Below are 17,428 nucleotides of genomic sequence, written 5' to 3'. Positions count from 1 at the left end.
TGAGATTGTGTTCGACCATCAGCACCGCGCGGTCCTTCGCCACATCGGCGATGAGGGCGGCGATGGTATGGACATCCTCATGGCCCATGCCGGCCATCGGCTCATCGAGCAGCAGCACCTTGGGATCGAGCGCCAGCGTGGTGGCGATCTCCAGCGCGCGCTTGCGGCCATAGGACAGGTCGGCGGCCAGCGCATGACGGGCATCGGCAAGGCCGACGCGCTCCAGAAGCGAAATGGCCTGCGCGTCGAGCCGGTCGAGCGCCGACAGCGGACGCCAGAACTGCGTGGCAAGCCCGTTGGGGCGCTGCAGCGCGACCTTGACGTTTTCCAGCACCGTCAGATGCGGAAAGGTTGCCGAAATCTGGAACGAACGCACCAGCCCCATGCGCGCCACCCGGGCCGGATCGGCTCTGGTGATGGTTTCGCCCAATAGCGTGATCTCGCCGCTCGATGGCTGCAGGAATTTGGTCAGGAGGTTGAACACCGTCGTCTTGCCCGCGCCATTCGGCCCGATCAGCGCGTGGACGCGGGCATGTTCCACATCGAGATCGACGTTCCTCACCGCGTGAAAGCCGCCAAACGACTTGCCCAGTCCGCGCGCCGACAGAACCGTCCGGCCGCCGGATGCGCCGCCATCGTCCGGCCCTGCTTCATGCAGGGCCGTCATATTGCCAGTTGCTGCGTTCATTCAACCAGCCTCTTTTACTGCTTCACAAGCGGGCAGCCGCTTTCTTCCGGCTTCATGTAGGCCTGATCGCCGGGAATGGTGGCAAGGACCTTATAATAATCCCAAGGCGCCTTGCTTTCATCAGGCTTTTTCACTTCCATCAGATACATGTCGTAGATCATGCGTCCGTTGGGGCCGACCTTGCCGTGGCGGGCGAAGACGTCTTCGACCGGCATTTCATGCAGCTTCTTGGCAACGGCTTCGGTTTCGTCGGTGCCTGCTTCCTTGATCGCCTTCAGATATTGCGTGACGGCGGAATAGGTGCCTGCCTGAATCATGTTCGGCATGCGGCCCGTGCGCTCGAAGAAGCGCTTGCCGAATTCACGCGATTCATCGTCGCGGTCCCAGTAGAAGCCTTCCGTTAGCGTCAGCCCCTGTGCGGCTTCGAGGCCGAGGCCATGTACTTCGGCGAGCGTGAAGAGCAGGGCTGCGAGGCGCTGCCCGCCAGCAACGATGCCGAATTCCGCCGCCTGCTTGATGGCGTTGGAGGTGTCGAGACCGGCATTGGCGAGACCGACCACTTTCGCGCCGGAGGCCTGTGCCTGCAGCAGGAAGGAGGAATAATCGGTGGTCGCCAGCGGGTGGCGCACCGAACCCAGCACCTTGCCGCCCTTGGATTCCACGAATTTGGTTGTCTGTTCTTCCAGCGAATAGCCGAAAGCATAGTCGGCGGTGAGGAAGTACCATGTGTCGCCGCCCTGCTGCACGAGCGAGCCGCCGGTGCCGACGGCGAGTGCATGGGTGTCATAGGCCCAGTGGAAGCCATAGGGCGTGCACTGCTTGCCGGTCAGTTCCGACGTGGCCGCGCCGGTGTTGATCGTGATCTTTTTCTTGTCCTTCGACAGGGCCTGCACCGCGAGGCCGACCGACGAGGTCGTCAGTTCCATGATAGAATCGACCTGCTCGGTGTCGTACCACTGGCGCGCAATGTTCGAGGCCACGTCCGGCTTGTTCTGGTGGTCGGCCGTGATGATTTCAATCGGCGCATCGAGCACCTTGCCGCCGAAATCCTCGGCAGCCATCTTGGCAGCTTCGAACGACCATTTGCCGCCGAAATCGGCATAGACGCCGGACTGGTCGTTCAGAATACCGATCTTGACCTTGCCGTCGGAAATTTCCGCCGCCGATGAGATAGCCGTGGCGGCGAAAAGCGCCGCCGTTGCCAATGCGAGACATTTCATGAAGTGCTCCTCCCAATAACACCTTGAGCCATTGCGGAAAAACCGCACGGCATCCTCCTTCAAGCAGTCTTTCGAAATCGGGAAACAGCTTTTCCTCTTCGCCGTTCGCCCTCTGCCCGCGCCCGGTTTGTTCCTCCACCCGGGCTTTGAATTGAACGGTAGCATTGACAAATGCGTACAAGAACAACAATTTTTGAACATTGTCTGTTCAAAAATGTACAGAGGCGGTGGCGTGGGTCATCTCTGCTGTCTGGGAGGCGGCGTGCGGCAGTTTACATGGGACGATCTGCAATATTTTCTGGCGGTTGCCCGCACGGGACAGCTTTCGACGGCGGCGCGGCAATTGCGCACCAGCCATGTCACGGTGCTGCGGCGGATCGACCGGCTGGAACAGGCCCTGGCGACCAAGCTTTTCGAGCGGAACCCGCGCGGCTATCTGCTGACGCCCATCGGTGAACGGCTTGTGACCTCTGCCGAGGTCATGGAACGCGAGGCGGTGAAGTTCCAGACGGAGGCCACGGGCAATCTGGCGGCGCTGTCGGGCGTCGTGCGGCTTTCGACGCTGGAAGGCTTTGGCAATTTCTTCCTCGCCGACCGCCTGCCGGTGCTGGCGCAATCCTATCCGAGCCTGTTCGTGGAAGTGGTGACGATCCAGCAGATCATGTCGCTGTCACGCCGCGAGGCGGAATTGTCGATCACCCTGCATATGCCGCGCACCGGTCCCTATCACAGCGAGAAACTGACGCCCTATCGTCTCTTCATCTATGGGCATCGCGATTATCTGGACCGGCATCCGCCGATCCGGACGCGCGAGGACATGGCCCGGCATCCTTTCATCGGTTACATCGACGACATGGTTTTCACGCCCGGTCTCGATTACATGCGCGAGATCCTGCCGGGGCAACGCTGTACCTATCAAAGCTCGAGCATCCATGCGCAGCTGATCGCCACCCAGATCGGCTATGGCCTGTGCGTGCTGCCTTATTTCATCGCGAGCCGGCACCCGGAACTGGTTCCGGTTCTGCCGCGCGAGATGCATCTGGTGCGTGAATACTGGATGAGCTGTCACATCGATGTGGTCGCCGCACCGCGAATCCGGGTGTTGAGCGATTTCATGATCCGCGCCGTGCGCGAGTCGTCAGCAATCTTCCTTGGGGAACCCCTGCTGCGGGCATGATATGGTGTGATTGCCGTTCAGATCGTGCCGCCGCCGATGGCGACGATGCATGTAATGACGAGTGCGGTAAAACCGAACCCGATAATGAACAGGTTAAGTGTTTTCATGACCCCTCCCTTTCAACCCTGGGGCGTTATGTTCGACTTGCGGTGGAATGTCTACCTTAAATTGCAACTATCCAGACTAAAGTGGTAGAGCCACTCTTCAGCCGTTCTCACGCTCGATATCCCGGCGAAGCACGATTGCCGTAGTGAGATCCTCTACCGTCTCATGGGTGGCCATGAGATCGCGCAGGCGATTGAGGCGGTCTATGGAGGGAACTTCAACCTCCACGATCAAATCGAGCTGGCCGCTTACCGACGATACGCGGCGTACTTCGGCATGGCGCGCCAGCTCGTCGAGAAGGCCAAGCGCAGGCGTGCGCTTGAGGCTGACCAGAATTATGGCGCGGATGATATTGCCGTCGATCTGGCCAATATCTGCGCGATAGCCGCGAATGACGCCGCTTTTCTCCAGATTGGCGACACGTTCGCCGGTGGCGCTGCGCGAAAGCCCGATACGGCCCGCAAGCGTCTTCAACGGTATGCGCGCCTCCTTGGAGAGAATGGCCAGTATCTCACGATCCTTCGCATCCAGTTCCCGCATGGTCGGATGTGCTCCCGCCGTAAATGTGCCGGTCCATTCCGGCAAAGTGCCGGTCTGACCGACGCCTTGTCTGATGCCTGAAAATCGCGGACATGCCAAGCTCCTCCTGTTGCCTCCCATTCATATTCAACCCGTGAAGCGCCTCCCATGACCGATATTTCGCATCCCGCCCCCGATTTTTCGCCAGAAGAGGCCGAAGTGCTGGCCCAGCTTCATTTCGGCGTGACGGCGAGTGCTTCGCCGCTCGACAGCGAGCGCGACTGCAATTTCCGCCTGAAAACGGGCAATGGGTCGGCGGACTGGATATTGAAGATCGTCAATGCCAGCGAGCCGCCCGTGGAAAGCGAATTCCAGACCGCGCTTCTCCAGCATCTGGCCAAGACCGATCCGGCGCTTGCCGTGCCGCGCCTGAAGGCGAGCCTGTCGGGCGAGGTGCTGGCTTCTGTCGAAAAGGATCAGGGCAAGCCGCATGCGCTGAGGGTGGCGAGCTGGCTTCCCGGCACGCCGCTTGCGGAAGTCCCGCGCAGCAGAACGCTCATGCACAACCTTGGCGCAGCGCTCGGCGAACTTGATCGCGCCTTGCAGGGCTTCATCCATCCGGGCGCGCTTCGCGATTTCGACTGGGACCTGCGTCATGCGGGGCGGGCGCGCGACCGGCTGCATTTTATCGACAAGGCGGAAGACCGCGCTGTCGCGGAGCGCTTCCTTGCCCGTTTCGAGCGCGATGTGGCGCCGAAGCTGCCATTGCTGCGCGCGCAGGTGATCCACAACGACGCCAATGACTGGAACGTGCTGGTCGACAGTCAGGACAATGAACGCATTGCCGGGCTGATCGATTTCGGCGATTCCGTCCATACGGTGCTGATCGCCGAAGTGGCGATTGCCTGCGCCTATTCCATCCTGGACATGGACGACCCGATCGGGGCAGCCGCTGCCCTTGCCGCCGGGTTCCATGCGAAATATCCGCTTCTGCCGCAGGAAATCGACCTTCTTTTCGACCTGATCGCAATGCGTCTTGTGACGAGTGTCACGCTTTCGGCGTCGCGCCGCGAAAAGACCGATGACAATCCTTATCTGGCGATCAGCGAAGCACCTGCATGGCGGCTTCTGCACAAGCTGGACGCCATGAACCCGCGCTTTGCCACCGCGATCCTGCGGAAAGCCTGTGGTTTCGATGCAGTGGAGGGTGCCGGTGCGGTACGCCGCTGGATCGCCGCGAACAGCAAGGCTTTCGCGCCTGTCGTGCGCCCGCATCCTGCCACGATGACCAAGGCGCTGGTGCCTTATGGCGACCCGGCCCATGTTATGACGGTCGATTCCGCCGGGCAGCGCCCGAAGGAAGCAACGGCCTGGTGGGACGATTTCTGCGCCCGCAACCGTATCGAACTCGGCATCGGTCCGTGGGGCGAAAGGCGTACCGTTTATACCGACGAGGCGTTCCGTTCGCGCTTTGTCGAAGGCGAGCGGCGTGTCCATCATCTGGGGCTTGATCTGTTCATGCCCGCAGGCACGCCTGTCTACACGCCGCTTGCAGCCATTGTGAAAAGCGTCGAGATCGAGACCGCGCCGCTTGGCTATGGCGGGTTGATCGCGCTGGAACATCAGCCGGAAGACTGCCCGCCCTTCATCACGCTCTGGGGCCATATGGCGCACGAGGCGATGTCGCGGCTGAAACCCGGCCAGAAGCTCGCCGCTGGCGAACTGGTCGGCTATATGGGCGACATGCACGAGAATGGCGGCTGGACGCCGCATCTCCATTTCCAGATTTCGACCGATACCGGCCTGACGGCTGCGGAAATTCTGGGCGTGGGCGAAAATGCCTTTCTCGATGTATGGGCCGACATCTTCCCGGATGCCGCAGCCCTTGCAGACATTCCGGCGGAAGCTTTCCACCAGAGCGGGCGCACGCGCGCCGAAATCGTCAGCGCGCGCAAGGATATTCTGCTGCCGAACCTCTCCATCTCCTATTCCGAGCCGATCAAGTTCGTGCGCGGCGAGGGCGCATGGCTGATCGACAATCGGGGCCGCGCCTATCTCGACTGCTTCAACAATGTCTGCCATCTCGGCCATGCGCATCCGGAAGTGGTGGAGGCAATTGCCAGACAGGCGGCGATCCTCAACACCAATACGCGCTATCTGCATGACAATATCGTTTCCTATGCCGAGCGTCTGACGGCGACCTTGCCGGAAGGTTTGACGGTGGCGACATTTGCCTGTTCGGGCAGCGAGGCGAACAGTCTGGCGCTGCGCATGGCGCGCGCGCATTCGGGCCAGCGCGATGCGCTGGTGCTCGACTGGGCCTATCACGGCACGACGCAGGAACTGATCGACCTCAGCCCCTATAAATACAAGCGCAAGGGCGGCAAGGGCCGTCCGGACCATGTGTTCGAGGCCACCATTCCCGACAGCTATCGCGCACCGGAAAACTGGCCGCTGGCGGAACATGGCAAGCGTTTTGTCGAAAGCGTGGCCGAACAGATCGAAGCCATCAAGAAATTTGGACGCGGCCCCGCCTTTTTCATCGCGGAATCGATCCCGAGCGTGGCCGGTCAGGTCTTCCTGCCGGAAGGCTATCTGCGTGAAGTCTATGCGATGGTGCGCGCTGCTGGCGGCGTCTGCATTGCAGATGAGGTGCAGGTCGGCTTCGGCCGTGTCGGCAGCCACTGGTGGGCATTTGAAATGCAGGACGTGGTGCCGGATATCGTCACCATGGGCAAGCCCATCGGCAATGGCCACCCGATGTCGGCTGTGGTGACGACTCGCGAAGTCGCCGACAGCTTCAACAATGGCATGGAATATTTCAACACATTCGGCGGCAATCCGGTTTCCTGCGCGGCGGGTCTGGCGGTGCTGGATGTGATCGAACGCGACGGCCTGCGCCGCAACGCGCTGGAGACAGGCAACTATCTCCTCGACGGGTTCCGCGCGATGCAGAAGCGCTTCGACATCATCGGCGATGTGCGCGGGCAGGGGCTGTTCCTCGGCATCGAACTGGTCACGGATCGCAAGACCAGGGAACCGGCAACCGCGCTGGCCAAAAAGATCAACGACGGCGCGCGCGAGCGCGGCATCCTGATGGGAACCGAAGGCCCGTTCGACAATGTGCTGAAAATGCGTCCGCCGATGATCTTCAGCCGCGCCAATGCGGATCATCTCCTGAGCGTTCTGGAGGACAGTTTCGCGGCTGCGCTGAAATAGGGCCTGACCCTGGTTCGTGTCTGATTGAAATAACAACAAGCCCGGCGGGAATGTCGCCGGGCAATGAATCGGCTTTGCTCAAATTCCGAGGCGAGGGCCGATATTCTGGGAGGAGGAACAATGAAAAATATTCTTTTGGGTTCGTTGCTGGCGGCGGGCTTTGCCCTGTCCGCTCAAGGTGGGGCGCAAGCGGACACGCTTTCGACGGTCAAGGAACGCGGCAAGCTCAATTGCGGCGTCAGCCAGGGCGTCGCCGGCTTTTCGTCGCCGGATGATCAGGGCAAATGGACCGGCTTCGACATCGATTTCTGCCGCGCGGTTTCGGCGGCGGTCTTCGGTGATCCCGACAAGGTGAGCTTCATTCCGCTTTCGACCAAGGAGCGCTTTACCGCCTTACAATCTGGCACGGTCGATCTGCTTTCACGCCAGACGACGTGGACGCTCTCACGCGATGCGGGCATGGGCATTCTTTTCGTCGGCACTGCCTATTATGACGGGCAGGGCTTCCTGATCCGCAAGGACCTTGGCGTCGACAGCGCGCTGAAGCTTGACGGCGCGTCGGTCTGCACCGAACAGGGCACCACCACCGAACAGAACGCCGCCGATTATTTCAGCGCCAACAATATCAAGTATGAGCCGGTGGTGATCGATTCCGCCGACGGTATTCTGAAGGCGTTTGAAACGGGCCGCTGCGATGTCTACACGACCGACGCATCCGCGCTCTACGCGCAGCGCCTCAAGCTTGCCGAACCAGACGCCTTCACCGTTCTGCCGGAAGTGATTTCCAAGGAGCCGCTTGGACCTGCCGTCCGACAGGGCGACGACAAATGGTTCAACGTCGTCCGCTGGACCCTGTTCGCGCTGCTTGAGGCAGAGGAACTGGGCGTCACGCAAGCCTCGGCTGAAGCGGACCTCAACTCAAAGAAGCCGGATGTGCGCCGTTTCCTCGGCTCGGAAGGCGATGGCGGCCAGCAGCTCGGCCTCGAGCCGAAATGGGCCTATAATGTCGTCTCCACGATCGGCAATTACGGTGAAATGTTTGAACGCACCATCGGCAAGGGCAGCCTGCTCAAGATCGACCGCGGCCTCAATGCGCTGTGGAACAAGGGCGGGCTGATGTATGCGCCGCCTGTAAAGTAAAGCCAGATAAAGCAGATGAAAGAGCCCCGGAAAACCGGGGCTCTCTTGTTTTTACTTCTGCTTCGCAAAACCCTGTTCGCGCATCTGGCTGAGGCTCATCTTCGGGGAAAGCGCTTCAGGATCGATGCGGATTTCGATGAGGCCGGGTTTGCCGGACTTTTCGCAAGCCTCGAAGGCCGGGGCGAAATCAGCCGTCTTCTCCACCACTTCACCATGCAGGCCATAGGCGCGCGCCAATGCCGCGAAGTCGGGATTGGCAAGGCCGGTGCCCGAAACGCGGCCCGGATAGGTGCGCTCCTGATGCATGCGGATCGTGCCGTACATGCCGTTGTTCACGACGATGAAGATGGCGTTGGCGCCATATTGCGCCGCCGTTGCCAGCTCCTGTCCGTTCATGAGGAAACAGCCGTCGCCTGCAAAGGCAATGACGGTGCGTTCCGGCGCGGTAAGCTTGGCGGCAACCGCAGCCGGTACGCCATAACCCATCGAGCCGTTGGTGGGCGCAAGCTGGCTGCGATAGGTGCGGTACTGGTAGAAGCGATGCGGCCAGGCGGAATAGTTGCCCGCGCCGTTGGTGATGATGGCGTCGGCTGGCAGATGCGCACGCAGCCATTCCATCACTTCGCCCATCTGAACTTCGCCGGGGATGACCGGCGACTTGATGTTGTCGCGGTAATCGGCATTGGCGCTGTCGGTCCATGCCTTCCAGCGAGGATCGGAGACCGGCGCAAGCCTGGCCGCTGCCGCACAGAAGGCAGGCATGGAGGCATTGACCGGAACGTCCGCATGATAGACGCGACCCAGTTCCTCAGCGCCCGGATGGATATGGACAAGCTTCTGCTGCGGCACCGGAATGGATACGAGTTCGTAGCCTTGCGTCGTCATTTCGCCAAGGCGTGCGCCGATCACGATCAGCAGGTCGGCATCGCGCACGCGCTGCGCCAGCCTGGGGCTGATCGAGGTGCCCATTTCGCCAGCATAAAGCGGGTGAGTGTTGTCGAACATATCCTGACAGCGGAAGGAAGCAGCGACCGGCAGGTGCATGTTTTCTGCAAATTTGCGCAGGTCGCTGACGGCATCGTCATTCCAGCCGCCACCGCCGACGATCACGAGCGGCCGCTCAGCCTTTGCAAGCAGCGCCTGCATGTCTTGCAACTGGTCCGCGCCCGGATGCATCTGAACCTGCTTATAGGCCGGTGTGTCGCTGACGGCGGCATAGGAAGTCAGCATGTCTTCCGGCAGCGCGATCACGACCGGGCCGGGACGTCCGTTGACGGCGCGGTGAAAGGCCTGGCTGACGAGTTCCGGTATGCGGGCCGCATCGTCGATCTGGACGACCCATTTGGCCATCTGGCCGAACATGCGGCGATAATCGATTTCCTGAAACGCCTCGCGCTCGACCTGATCGCTAGCGACCTGTCCGATGAAGAGCAGCATCGGCGTCGAGTCTTGAAAAGCGGTGTGCACGCCGACGGAGGCGTTGGTCGCGCCCGGGCCGCGTGTGACGAAGCAGATGCCGGGCTTGCCGGTCAGCTTGCCATAGGCTTCCGCCATATAGGCCGCGCCGCCTTCCTGCCGACAGACGATCAGGTCGATCGCATCGCTGGCATCGTGAAAGGCGTCAAGCGCAGCGAGATAGCTCTCGCCGGGTACGCAGAAGACGCGGTCGGCCCCGTGGATGCGCAGCGCATCCACCAAAATCTGGCCTCCGGTACGGGCATTGGGTTTGCTCGTCATTGTATGCATTTCCTCAATCTCACCATGTCTGGCTCGCCATTCCCGGCTTGCCTTGCAAGGGCGGTTTTTCCGCCTCTTTTCAAAAAGATCGTCCCGAAATTCCGGACAATTCATGTGTTTGGGGGAACGGGAACTCATGGTCAGACGCACCCAAATGGCCGACAGGTGCACCGGGCCTTGGTCTCGCGGCCAGGTTTTACCCTCAGCCGTCTGCTTTTCCTCCCAGTCAAGCACGCTGATATGAACATAGCCAGCGGTGCGAATACAGATTAAACATCATGACCAAACAGTATGAACTCATGATGCACCGGTATGGAGGAAAGGCAATGGCCAGGGAAAAGACGGGCGAGATCCGCATCGGCATTGGCGGCTGGGCCTATGAACCGTGGGATGAGAGCTTCTATCCCGAGAAACTTCCGAAGAAGCGCCAGCTCGAATATGCGTCGAGCAAGCTCACTTCCATCGAAATCAACAGCACCTATTACGGTCCGCAGAAACCTGCGACCTTCGCCAAATGGCACGATGAAACACCGGACGGTTTCGTGTTTTCGCTGAAAGCGCCGCGTTTTTCCACCAATCGCCGCGTGCTGGCCGAAGCGGGCGAGAGCATCGAGAAGTTCATGACCGGCGGCATGATGGAGCTGAAAGACAAGCTCGGCGCGGTCAACTGGCAGTTCATGGGAACGAAGAAGTTCGACCCCGTGGATTTCGAGGCGTTCTTGAAGCTTCTGCCCAAGCGGGTCGACGGGCGCGACGTGCGCCATGCTGTGGAAGTGCGCCACGACAGTTTCAACTCGCCGGAGTTCATTGCGCTGCTGCGCGAATATGGTGTGGCAGTGGTGATTGCGGGCGACAGCGACTTTCCGCAATTTGCCGATATGACGGCGCCTTTCGCCTATTTCCGCATCATGGGGACGAAGGAAAGCCAGCCGGGCGGTTATGGCAAGGACGAACTCGATCAGTGGGCGGCGCGCGCAAAGGCAGTTGCCGCCGGAGAGCTTGCCGAAGGGTTGAAGACCGTCACGCCGCCCGTTGCCGATTATATCGCCCGCGATGTCTTTCTCTATGTCATCAGCGGCTATAAGGCGCATAATCCGCATGCGGCCATGGCCTTGATCGAACGGACAAAATGATGCCTCGTGGCGGCTGTTGATTTCATCTGAGTCGCCTGAGCATCATGTCAAAATTCGATCTTCCCGCGCTAGAAGCTTTCGTTCGCACCGTTCCGCAGCACTATAAGGGGCCGGGCGGCGCGGTCGCCGTGGTGAAGGATGGCAAGGTCGTCCTGCGCCACGCCTGGGGCTTTGCCGATCTTTCAGCGCGAAAGGCGATGACGCCGCAAACGCGCATGCCGATCTGCTCGGTCAGCAAGCAGTTCACCTGCGCCGTGTTGCTGGACAGCGTTGGCGAGCCGGAAGTTCTTGACGATGCGCTTGCCGCCTATCTCGACAGGTTCACGGAAGAGCGCCCGAGCGTGCGCGACCTGTGCAACAACCAGTCGGGCCTGCGCGACTACTGGGCGCTGACTGTTCTGTGCGGGGCCGATCCGGAAGGCGTCTTTCTGCCAGAACAGGCGCAAAGCCTGCTGCGCCGCCTGAAGACCACGCATTTCGCGCCGGGCACGCATTATTCCTATTGCAACGGCAATTTCCGCATTCTGGCTGATCTTATCGAAAGCCATACGGGCCGAACCCTGGTCGAGCTTCTGGCGGAGCGTATTTTCAAGCCTGCGGGCATGAAGACCGCAGAACTCATCCCCGATACCGCGCTGTTCGACGAATGCACCGGCTATGAGGGCGATACGGTGCGCGGGTTCCTGCCTGCCGTCAATCGCATCCACTGGATGGGCGATGCGGGCATCTGCGCGTCGCTCGACGACATGATCGCCTGGGAACAGTTTATCGATGCGACACGCGACGACGAAGACGGAATCTATCGTCGCCTGAGCGGCCCGCAGACTTTCAGCGATGGCAATGCGGCTCCCTACGGCCTCGGCCTCAAGTTCGAGGAAGCAGGCGGCAGGCGGCTCACCGGCCATGGCGGGGCGCTGCGCGGCTGGCGCTGCCAGCGCTGGCATTGCGCCGATGAGCGTCTCTCGACGATTGCCCTGTTCAATTTTGAAGGCGGCGCGTCCGATGTCGCCTTCAAGCTGATGAATATCGCTCTTGGCGTTTCCACGACAGAACAGGTCCGGGTCGAAGCCGATGCCGCCTGGTTCGGTTCGTGGCTGGACCATGAAACCGGCCTTATGCTGAGCCTCGAAGATGCCGGGCGCGGGCGCATGAAGGCGCGTTTTGGCACCGGGCCGGAAGTGATGGATGTGATGGGCGAGAACGAAGCGCGCTCGTCGATGACCACGATCCGCCGCAAGGGCGATACGATCCATCTGACGCGTGAGGATGAAAATCTCAGCCTGACGATGCAGCGCCTCAAAGGGGCGGCGAAGCAGGATATCGCGGGGCGCTATCGCAGCGACGAGCTTGAAGCCGATCTTCTGATCGTCAATGAGGGCGGCGCTTTCTACGGGGCCTTCGAGGGTTTTCTCGGCAAGAGCGACATGTATCCGCTCTATGAGGCAGGCCCGGATGTCTGGCTGCTGCCGGTGCAGCGCTCCATGGATGCGCCGTCGCCCGGCGAATGGAAACTTGTCTTCCATCGCGATGCCAAAAGCGGGATAACAGGCATGACCGTCGGCTGCTGGCTGGCGCGGCACGTGGACTACAGGAGAATTCCGGAATGAGCGAACTTAAAGTCAGGACCCGCGAGACGGGCGCCGTCGCTGAAATGCCGCACGGAAAACTTCCGGTCATCACCACGCCGACCGGCGGCGTTGTCGAAATCGTCACCAGTGTCAGTCAGGCAGGCTTCAACCCGCTCGACCTCATTTATTCGTCGGTCGCGGCCTGCATGGCGCTCAGTGCGCGCATCGCTGCCGGCAAGCTCGAGCTGAAGGACAAACTGACCGATGTGCGGGTGGAGGTGAAGGGCGACAAGGCGCATGAAGGGCCGTCGCGCATCGAGCGGTTCGATATCACCTTTCATTTCGGTGGCGATCTGACCGAGGACGAAAAGCACCGGCTTGCCGAAATGGCCGAGGAAATCTGCACGGTAAGCAATACGCTGCGCGGCGAGCCGCAGTTTGATCTGAAGGTATCGTAACCTTGAGAGTGGTTCTATATGATGGAGCCGTAAGAACCTCTCTCTTTCTCCTTTACCGCATGTTCGAACGCAAAACCGGTTCCCACTTTTGCTGGAAAATGCTCAAATAACGTCCCGGATGCGATCGACGCCAAGCTTGATGACGCTTTCCATGGCCTGGCGCGCTTTCTGCGGGTCGCGCGATGCGATGGCATGGGCAATGCGCAGGTGATTGGCCGCGCATTCGGCAATGCCTTCCCGCGATGCCGCAGGCGATGAAAGCTGGAACGAGATTGCAAGCGCCGCCTCGATCAGGCCGCTGACCGAGCGCATGAACGGGTTGCCCGACATGCGGGCGATGGCAAGGTGGAATTCCAGATCGACCTTGGCGATGGATTCAGGCGTGTGGTCGGGATTGTCGAATTTGGCGGCAAGGGCATAAAGTTCGACGATCTCGTCGCTGGAGGCGCGCTCTGCTGCCGCAGCCGCAGCCGCCGGTTCCAGCGCCATGCGCATTTCCGCCAGATGATCCACGAAGACTTCATCGAAGCCCGCCTCGAAGCGCCAGGTCAAAACGTCGGGATCGAAGAAATTCCAGCTGGCATGACCCAGAACGCGCGTGCCGACCTTGGCCTTGGGTTCGATCAGGCGCTTGGCGGCAAGCGTCTTCATCGCCTCGCGCAGGACGGTGCGGGATACGCCGAAGCGCAACGAAAGTTCATGGTCGCCGGGAAGGATCGAGCCTTCGGGAATGTTGCCCGCCACGATCCCACGGCCCAGTTCCCCCACAACCACCGCGTGGCTGTTATGGCGCTTGCGTCCGGTTATGGCCGTTTCCAGCAATCCCAATTCAGGCCTCCTTCATGCGTTGCCGCGCGTGTTTTATATCGGAAAACCACAAGAGTCCCCGTTGCAGGGCGATAAACAGAAACAGCAATATACCGATAGCAATTTTCGTCCACCATGAAGACAGCGTTCCGTCGAAAACAATGTAGGTCTGGATCAGGCCCTGTATGAGAATGCCGACGAATGTGCCTGCCACAAGGCCCGCGCCGCCCGTCAGGAGCGTCCCGCCGATCACCACCGAAGCGATGGCGTCGAGTTCCACGCCGACCGTCGCCAGCGAATAGCCGGACGAGGTGTAAAGCGTATAGACGATCCCGGCGAGGCCGGAAAGCACGCCCGACATCGTATAGATGCCGATTGTGGTGCGGGCAATCGGAACGCCCATCAGTTCCGCCGATTGCTGGTTGCCGCCAAGCGCATAGATATTGGCGCCGAAGCGCGTGCGATGGGCGATGATGCCGCCGACGATGAAGACCGCGAGCATGAGCATGGCGATGAATGTCAGCCTTCCGCCGCCCGGAAGCCGGAGATAAAGCCCCTGCAAGGTATCGAGAAACGGATGCGCTATGGGTACGGATTGGGTGGAGATGAGGAAGGCCGCGCCGCGTGCCAGAAACATGCCGGCAAGCGTGGCGACGAAAGGCGGGATGCCAAGGAAATGGATCATCACGCCCATCCACGCCCCGAACAAGGCCGCGATCACCAGAATGAGCGCGAAAGCCACAAGCGGGTGCACGCCGAGCTGCCCCACCAGAACGGCGACGAAGACGCTGGTGAAGGCGATGACCGAGCCGACCGAAAGGTCGATGCCGCCCGAAAGGATCACGAATGTCATGCCGACGGCGGCAATGCCCAGAAAGGCATTGTCGGTCAGAAGATTGCCGATCACCCGCGTCGACAGCATGTTCGGAAACTGGATGATGCAGATCGCATAGGCAAGCAGGAAGATTGCAACGGTTGTCAGGAAAGGCAGATTGCGTAGCGCTCTCATTGCTGTGCTCCCTGCTGGCTTTGGCGGACCGGCTTGGTTCCGTCGCCCTTGCGCTCGGAGCGCAGGAAGGCGATCAGCTGGACGATGGCCGGTGACTGGAAGGTGAGTACGATCACGATGATGATCGCCTTGATGATGAGGTTGAATTCCGGTGGAAAGCCCGCCATCAGGATGCCGGTATTGATCGACTGGATGATGAGAGCACCGAGCAGCGAGGCCATGATCGAGAAACGCCCGCCATTGAGGGACGTGCCGCCGATGACGACCGCCAGAATGGCGTCGAGTTCGAGCCACAGCCCTGCATTGTTGGCGTCCGCGCCGCGAATATCCGCCGCCGCGATCAGCCCGGCAAGGGCTGCGCCAACGCCGGAAACCGCATAGACGCTGAACAGGAGAAAGTGCGCCTTGACCCCCGCCAGCATCGCCGCGCGACGGTTGATGCCGGTTGCTTCGATCAGGAAGCCGAGCGCGCTCGTGCGCACGGCAAGGCCCACTGCGAGACCGGCCAGAATCCAGATCAGGACCGGAACGGGCACGCCGAGGAAGGAGCCGGAACCAAGTGCGGCAAAGGAATCATTGTTGAAGGTCAGGATCGCGCCTTCGGTGATAAGCTGCGCGATGCCGCGCCCCGCCACCATCAGGATGAGCGTTGCAATGATCGGCTGGAGATCGAAGACGGCGACCAGGAAGCCGTTCCACAGGCCGCAGAGCAGGCCGACGCCAAGTGCGGCCGGAATGACGATAGCAAGCGGATAGCCCGCCACGATGAGCGAAGCGGCAAAGGCGCCGCTGATCGCCATCACTGCGCCGACCGAAAGGTCGATGCCGCGGGTTGCGATCACAAGCGTCATGCCGACGGACAGAATGGCCACGGGCGCTGCACGCACCAGAATATCGATCAGGCTGCCATAGAGGCGTCCGTTCTGGAAGGAGATGTCGAGAAATCCGGGCGCGATGATGGTGTTCGCCGCCAGAATGAGCACGAGGGCAGCGAGCTGGGGGGCAAGTCTTTTCAGTTTTCTGGTCATGCGGGCAATCATGCTGCCGCTTCCTTTTCGCTTCCGGTCTCTGCGATCGCGCGCACGATGTTGTCGGCGGTGATTTCCTCGCCTTTTAGTTCCGCGACATGGCGGCGATCCGAGAGAACGACGACACGGTTGGCCACGGCGGCAAGCTCCTCGAATTCCGACGAGATGATGACGAGCGACATGCCTTCCGCGCAAAGCTCGCCGATGAGCTTGAGGATTTCGGCATGGGCGCCGATATCGATGCCGCGCGTTGGCTCATCCAGGATCAGGAGACGCGGATCGGTAGCGAGCCAGCGCGCCAGAATGGCTTTCTGCTGGTTGCCGCCAGACAGGAACTTGATCGGCTTGTCGGGATCGGGAGGCCGGATATCAAGCGCCTTGATATAGCGCTGGGCAAGCGCCGTCTTCTCGCGTGCAGAGATCGGTCTCGACCAGCCCCGCTTCGCCTGAACGGCGAGCGCGATGTTTTCGGCCACCGAAAAATCGCCGATGATGCCATCGGTCTTGCGCTCTTCCGGGCAAAAGGCAAAGCGCTCGGCAATCGCCGCAACGGGCGAGGGCAGCCGGGTCTCCTTTCCATCGACGGTCAGGCTTCCGCTATCGGTCTGATCGACGCCGAACATCAAAAGCGCGGTTTCGGTGCGTCCGGACCCAAGCAGACCGGCAATGCCGACGGCTTCTCCGGGCCTGATCGAGAGATCGAATGGGGCAACGCTGCCCTTTTTGCCGAAGTCCGAAAAACGGATCGGCGCGACCGTTTCCGCGCTGACATCCTCGGTGAGCTGGCGGCGCACGGTTTCCTGCAATTGATGGCCCAGCATCATGGAAATAAGGTCGGTGCGCGGCAGGTCCGACAGGTTTCGACTGCCGACCAGACGACCGTTGCGTAGCACGGTGGCGCAATCCGCAATCGCATAGACCTGATCCAGAAAATGGGTAATGACGACGATGCCGAGTCCTTCCGCCTTCAACTGGCGCAGAACGCCGAAAAGCATTTCGACTTCACGCGCGTCGAGACTGGCGGTCGGCTCATCGAGCACCAGCACCTTGCCGGAAAGATCGACGGCGCGTGCTATCGCGATGATCTGGCGGATGGCGACGGAATAGGCAGACAGAGGCGCACCGACATCAATAGCGAGGCCGTAGCGCGAAAGGAGCTGCGCCGCATCCCTTTCCATCCGCCCGCGATCGACCAGCCCGAAACGTTTCGGCTGGCGTCCAAGGAACAGGTTTTCTGCAACCGTCAGGTTTTCGAGCAGGTTCACTTCCTGATAGACCGTGCCGATGCCAAGCGTCTGGGCTTCCGCCACGGATGCGGGCGCAATCGGCTGGCCTTCAAGCAGGATCGATCCATCGAAGCCGTGATAGGCCCCGGTCAGGATCTTGATGAGCGTGGATTTGCCCGCGCCGTTTTCGCCGAGCAAGGCGTGGATTTCACCGCGGTGAAGCGTGAAATCGACATGGTCGAGCGCGGTTACGCCCAGAAAGGATTTGGTGATCGAACGGGCTTCAAGAAGCGGTGTTCCCACCGCCGATGCAGCGTCTTTTGCAGCCATGGCATTCTTCCGTTTGCGCTTCGCAAAGGGGTATCCGGGCCGACAGCGGCCCGGATGAAGCGGA

At 60.8% G+C, this 17,428-nt stretch carries 14 protein-coding genes; 6 read left to right on the top strand and 8 right to left on the bottom strand.

Annotated features, from left to right (window positions below; translation table 11 throughout):
• Together ACOWVS_RS17415 and ACOWVS_RS17410 are read right to left on the bottom strand one after the other, a co-directional pair.
• The coding region (locus tag ACOWVS_RS17415) for an ABC transporter ATP-binding protein (RefSeq protein ID WP_420984175.1) at positions 1-688 on the bottom strand (688 nt) is incomplete at its 3' end.
• Between the two features lie 14 nt (positions 689-702).
• Positions 703-1,908: an ABC transporter substrate-binding protein gene (locus tag ACOWVS_RS17410; RefSeq protein WP_006472976.1), complete on the bottom strand. Its 1,206-nt coding sequence runs from the start codon at positions 1,906-1,908 to the stop codon at positions 703-705.
• A gap of 262 nt (positions 1,909-2,170) precedes the next feature.
• On the opposite strand from ACOWVS_RS17410, the gene ACOWVS_RS17405 reads away from it, so the two are divergent.
• Positions 2,171-3,085 carry a LysR family transcriptional regulator gene (locus tag ACOWVS_RS17405; RefSeq protein WP_006472975.1) on the top strand — a complete coding sequence of 305 codons (915 nt, stop codon included), beginning with the start codon at positions 2,171-2,173 and terminating at the stop codon, positions 3,083-3,085.
• Positions 3,086-3,289: 204 nt separating this feature from the next.
• Here ACOWVS_RS17405 and ACOWVS_RS17400 read toward each other — a convergent pair whose 3' ends face one another.
• On the bottom strand, positions 3,290-3,730 hold the full coding sequence (locus ACOWVS_RS17400; RefSeq protein WP_063620642.1) for an Lrp/AsnC family transcriptional regulator: 441 nt from the start codon (positions 3,728-3,730) through the stop codon (positions 3,290-3,292).
• Between the two features lie 147 nt (positions 3,731-3,877).
• Between ACOWVS_RS17400 and ACOWVS_RS17395 the strand changes: the two genes are divergently transcribed.
• Positions 3,878-6,928, top strand: coding sequence for an aminotransferase class III-fold pyridoxal phosphate-dependent enzyme (locus tag ACOWVS_RS17395; protein ID WP_063620643.1), 3,051 nt, complete (start codon positions 3,878-3,880; stop codon positions 6,926-6,928).
• 120 nt (positions 6,929-7,048) lie between these two features.
• Positions 7,049-8,068 (top strand): amino acid ABC transporter substrate-binding protein, encoded by a 1,020-nt coding sequence (locus ACOWVS_RS17390; protein ID WP_006467521.1) that lies wholly within the window; start codon positions 7,049-7,051, stop codon positions 8,066-8,068.
• A 51-nt stretch (positions 8,069-8,119) separates the two neighbouring features.
• On the opposite strand, the gene ACOWVS_RS17385 is transcribed toward ACOWVS_RS17390, so the two are convergent.
• On the bottom strand, positions 8,120-9,805 hold the full coding sequence (locus ACOWVS_RS17385; protein ID WP_063620644.1) for a thiamine pyrophosphate-binding protein: 1,686 nt from the start codon (positions 9,803-9,805) through the stop codon (positions 8,120-8,122).
• Between the two features lie 326 nt (positions 9,806-10,131).
• Between ACOWVS_RS17385 and ACOWVS_RS17380 the strand changes: the two genes are divergently transcribed.
• The 3 genes from ACOWVS_RS17380 to ACOWVS_RS17370 are packed head-to-tail and all read left to right on the top strand — an operon-like array spanning position 10,132 to position 12,964.
• Complete coding sequence (locus ACOWVS_RS17380; RefSeq protein WP_063620645.1) at positions 10,132-10,938, top strand: DUF72 domain-containing protein; 807 nt, start codon at positions 10,132-10,134, stop codon at positions 10,936-10,938.
• Positions 10,939-10,982: 44 nt separating this feature from the next.
• Positions 10,983-12,545, top strand: a complete 1,563-nt coding sequence (locus ACOWVS_RS17375; protein ID WP_075042073.1) for a D-aminopeptidase — start codon at positions 10,983-10,985, stop codon at positions 12,543-12,545.
• The gene (locus ACOWVS_RS17370) at positions 12,542-12,964 is read left to right on the top strand and encodes an OsmC family protein (protein ID WP_025090588.1); all 423 of its coding nucleotides are present in this window, start codon (positions 12,542-12,544) and stop codon (positions 12,962-12,964) included. Before ACOWVS_RS17375 ends, ACOWVS_RS17370 begins: the two co-directional genes overlap by 4 nt.
• Positions 12,965-13,066: 102 nt before the next feature.
• Here the strand turns inward: ACOWVS_RS17370 and ACOWVS_RS17365 are convergent, their stop codons facing one another.
• Genes ACOWVS_RS17365 through ACOWVS_RS17350 form a run of 4 tightly spaced genes read right to left on the bottom strand, consistent with a single transcriptional unit; the run spans position 13,067 to position 17,364 of the window.
• A complete protein-coding gene (locus ACOWVS_RS17365; protein WP_006467514.1) occupies positions 13,067-13,792 on the bottom strand; it encodes a FadR/GntR family transcriptional regulator in 726 nt (241 codons plus the stop codon).
• 1 nt (position 13,793) lies between these two features.
• A complete protein-coding gene (gene yjfF, locus ACOWVS_RS17360; RefSeq protein ID WP_021587062.1) occupies positions 13,794-14,780 on the bottom strand; it encodes a galactofuranose ABC transporter, permease protein YjfF in 987 nt (328 codons plus the stop codon).
• Positions 14,777-15,820, bottom strand: coding sequence for an ABC transporter permease (locus ACOWVS_RS17355; protein WP_075042074.1), 1,044 nt, complete (start codon positions 15,818-15,820; stop codon positions 14,777-14,779). The genes yjfF and ACOWVS_RS17355 overlap by 4 nt, the downstream gene beginning before the upstream one ends.
• Positions 15,817-17,364, bottom strand: coding sequence for a sugar ABC transporter ATP-binding protein (locus tag ACOWVS_RS17350; protein ID WP_075042075.1), 1,548 nt, complete (start codon positions 17,362-17,364; stop codon positions 15,817-15,819). The genes ACOWVS_RS17355 and ACOWVS_RS17350 overlap by 4 nt, the downstream gene beginning before the upstream one ends.
• Positions 17,365-17,428: the final 64 nt, after the last annotated feature.

It is taken from the genome of Brucella sp. IR068 (assembly GCF_049065885.1).
Taxonomy (GTDB): Bacteria; Pseudomonadota; Alphaproteobacteria; order Rhizobiales; family Rhizobiaceae; genus Brucella; species Brucella intermedia.
Note: the sequence above shows the minus strand (reverse complement) of the source record. Positions and strands in the feature narration are given on the sequence as shown.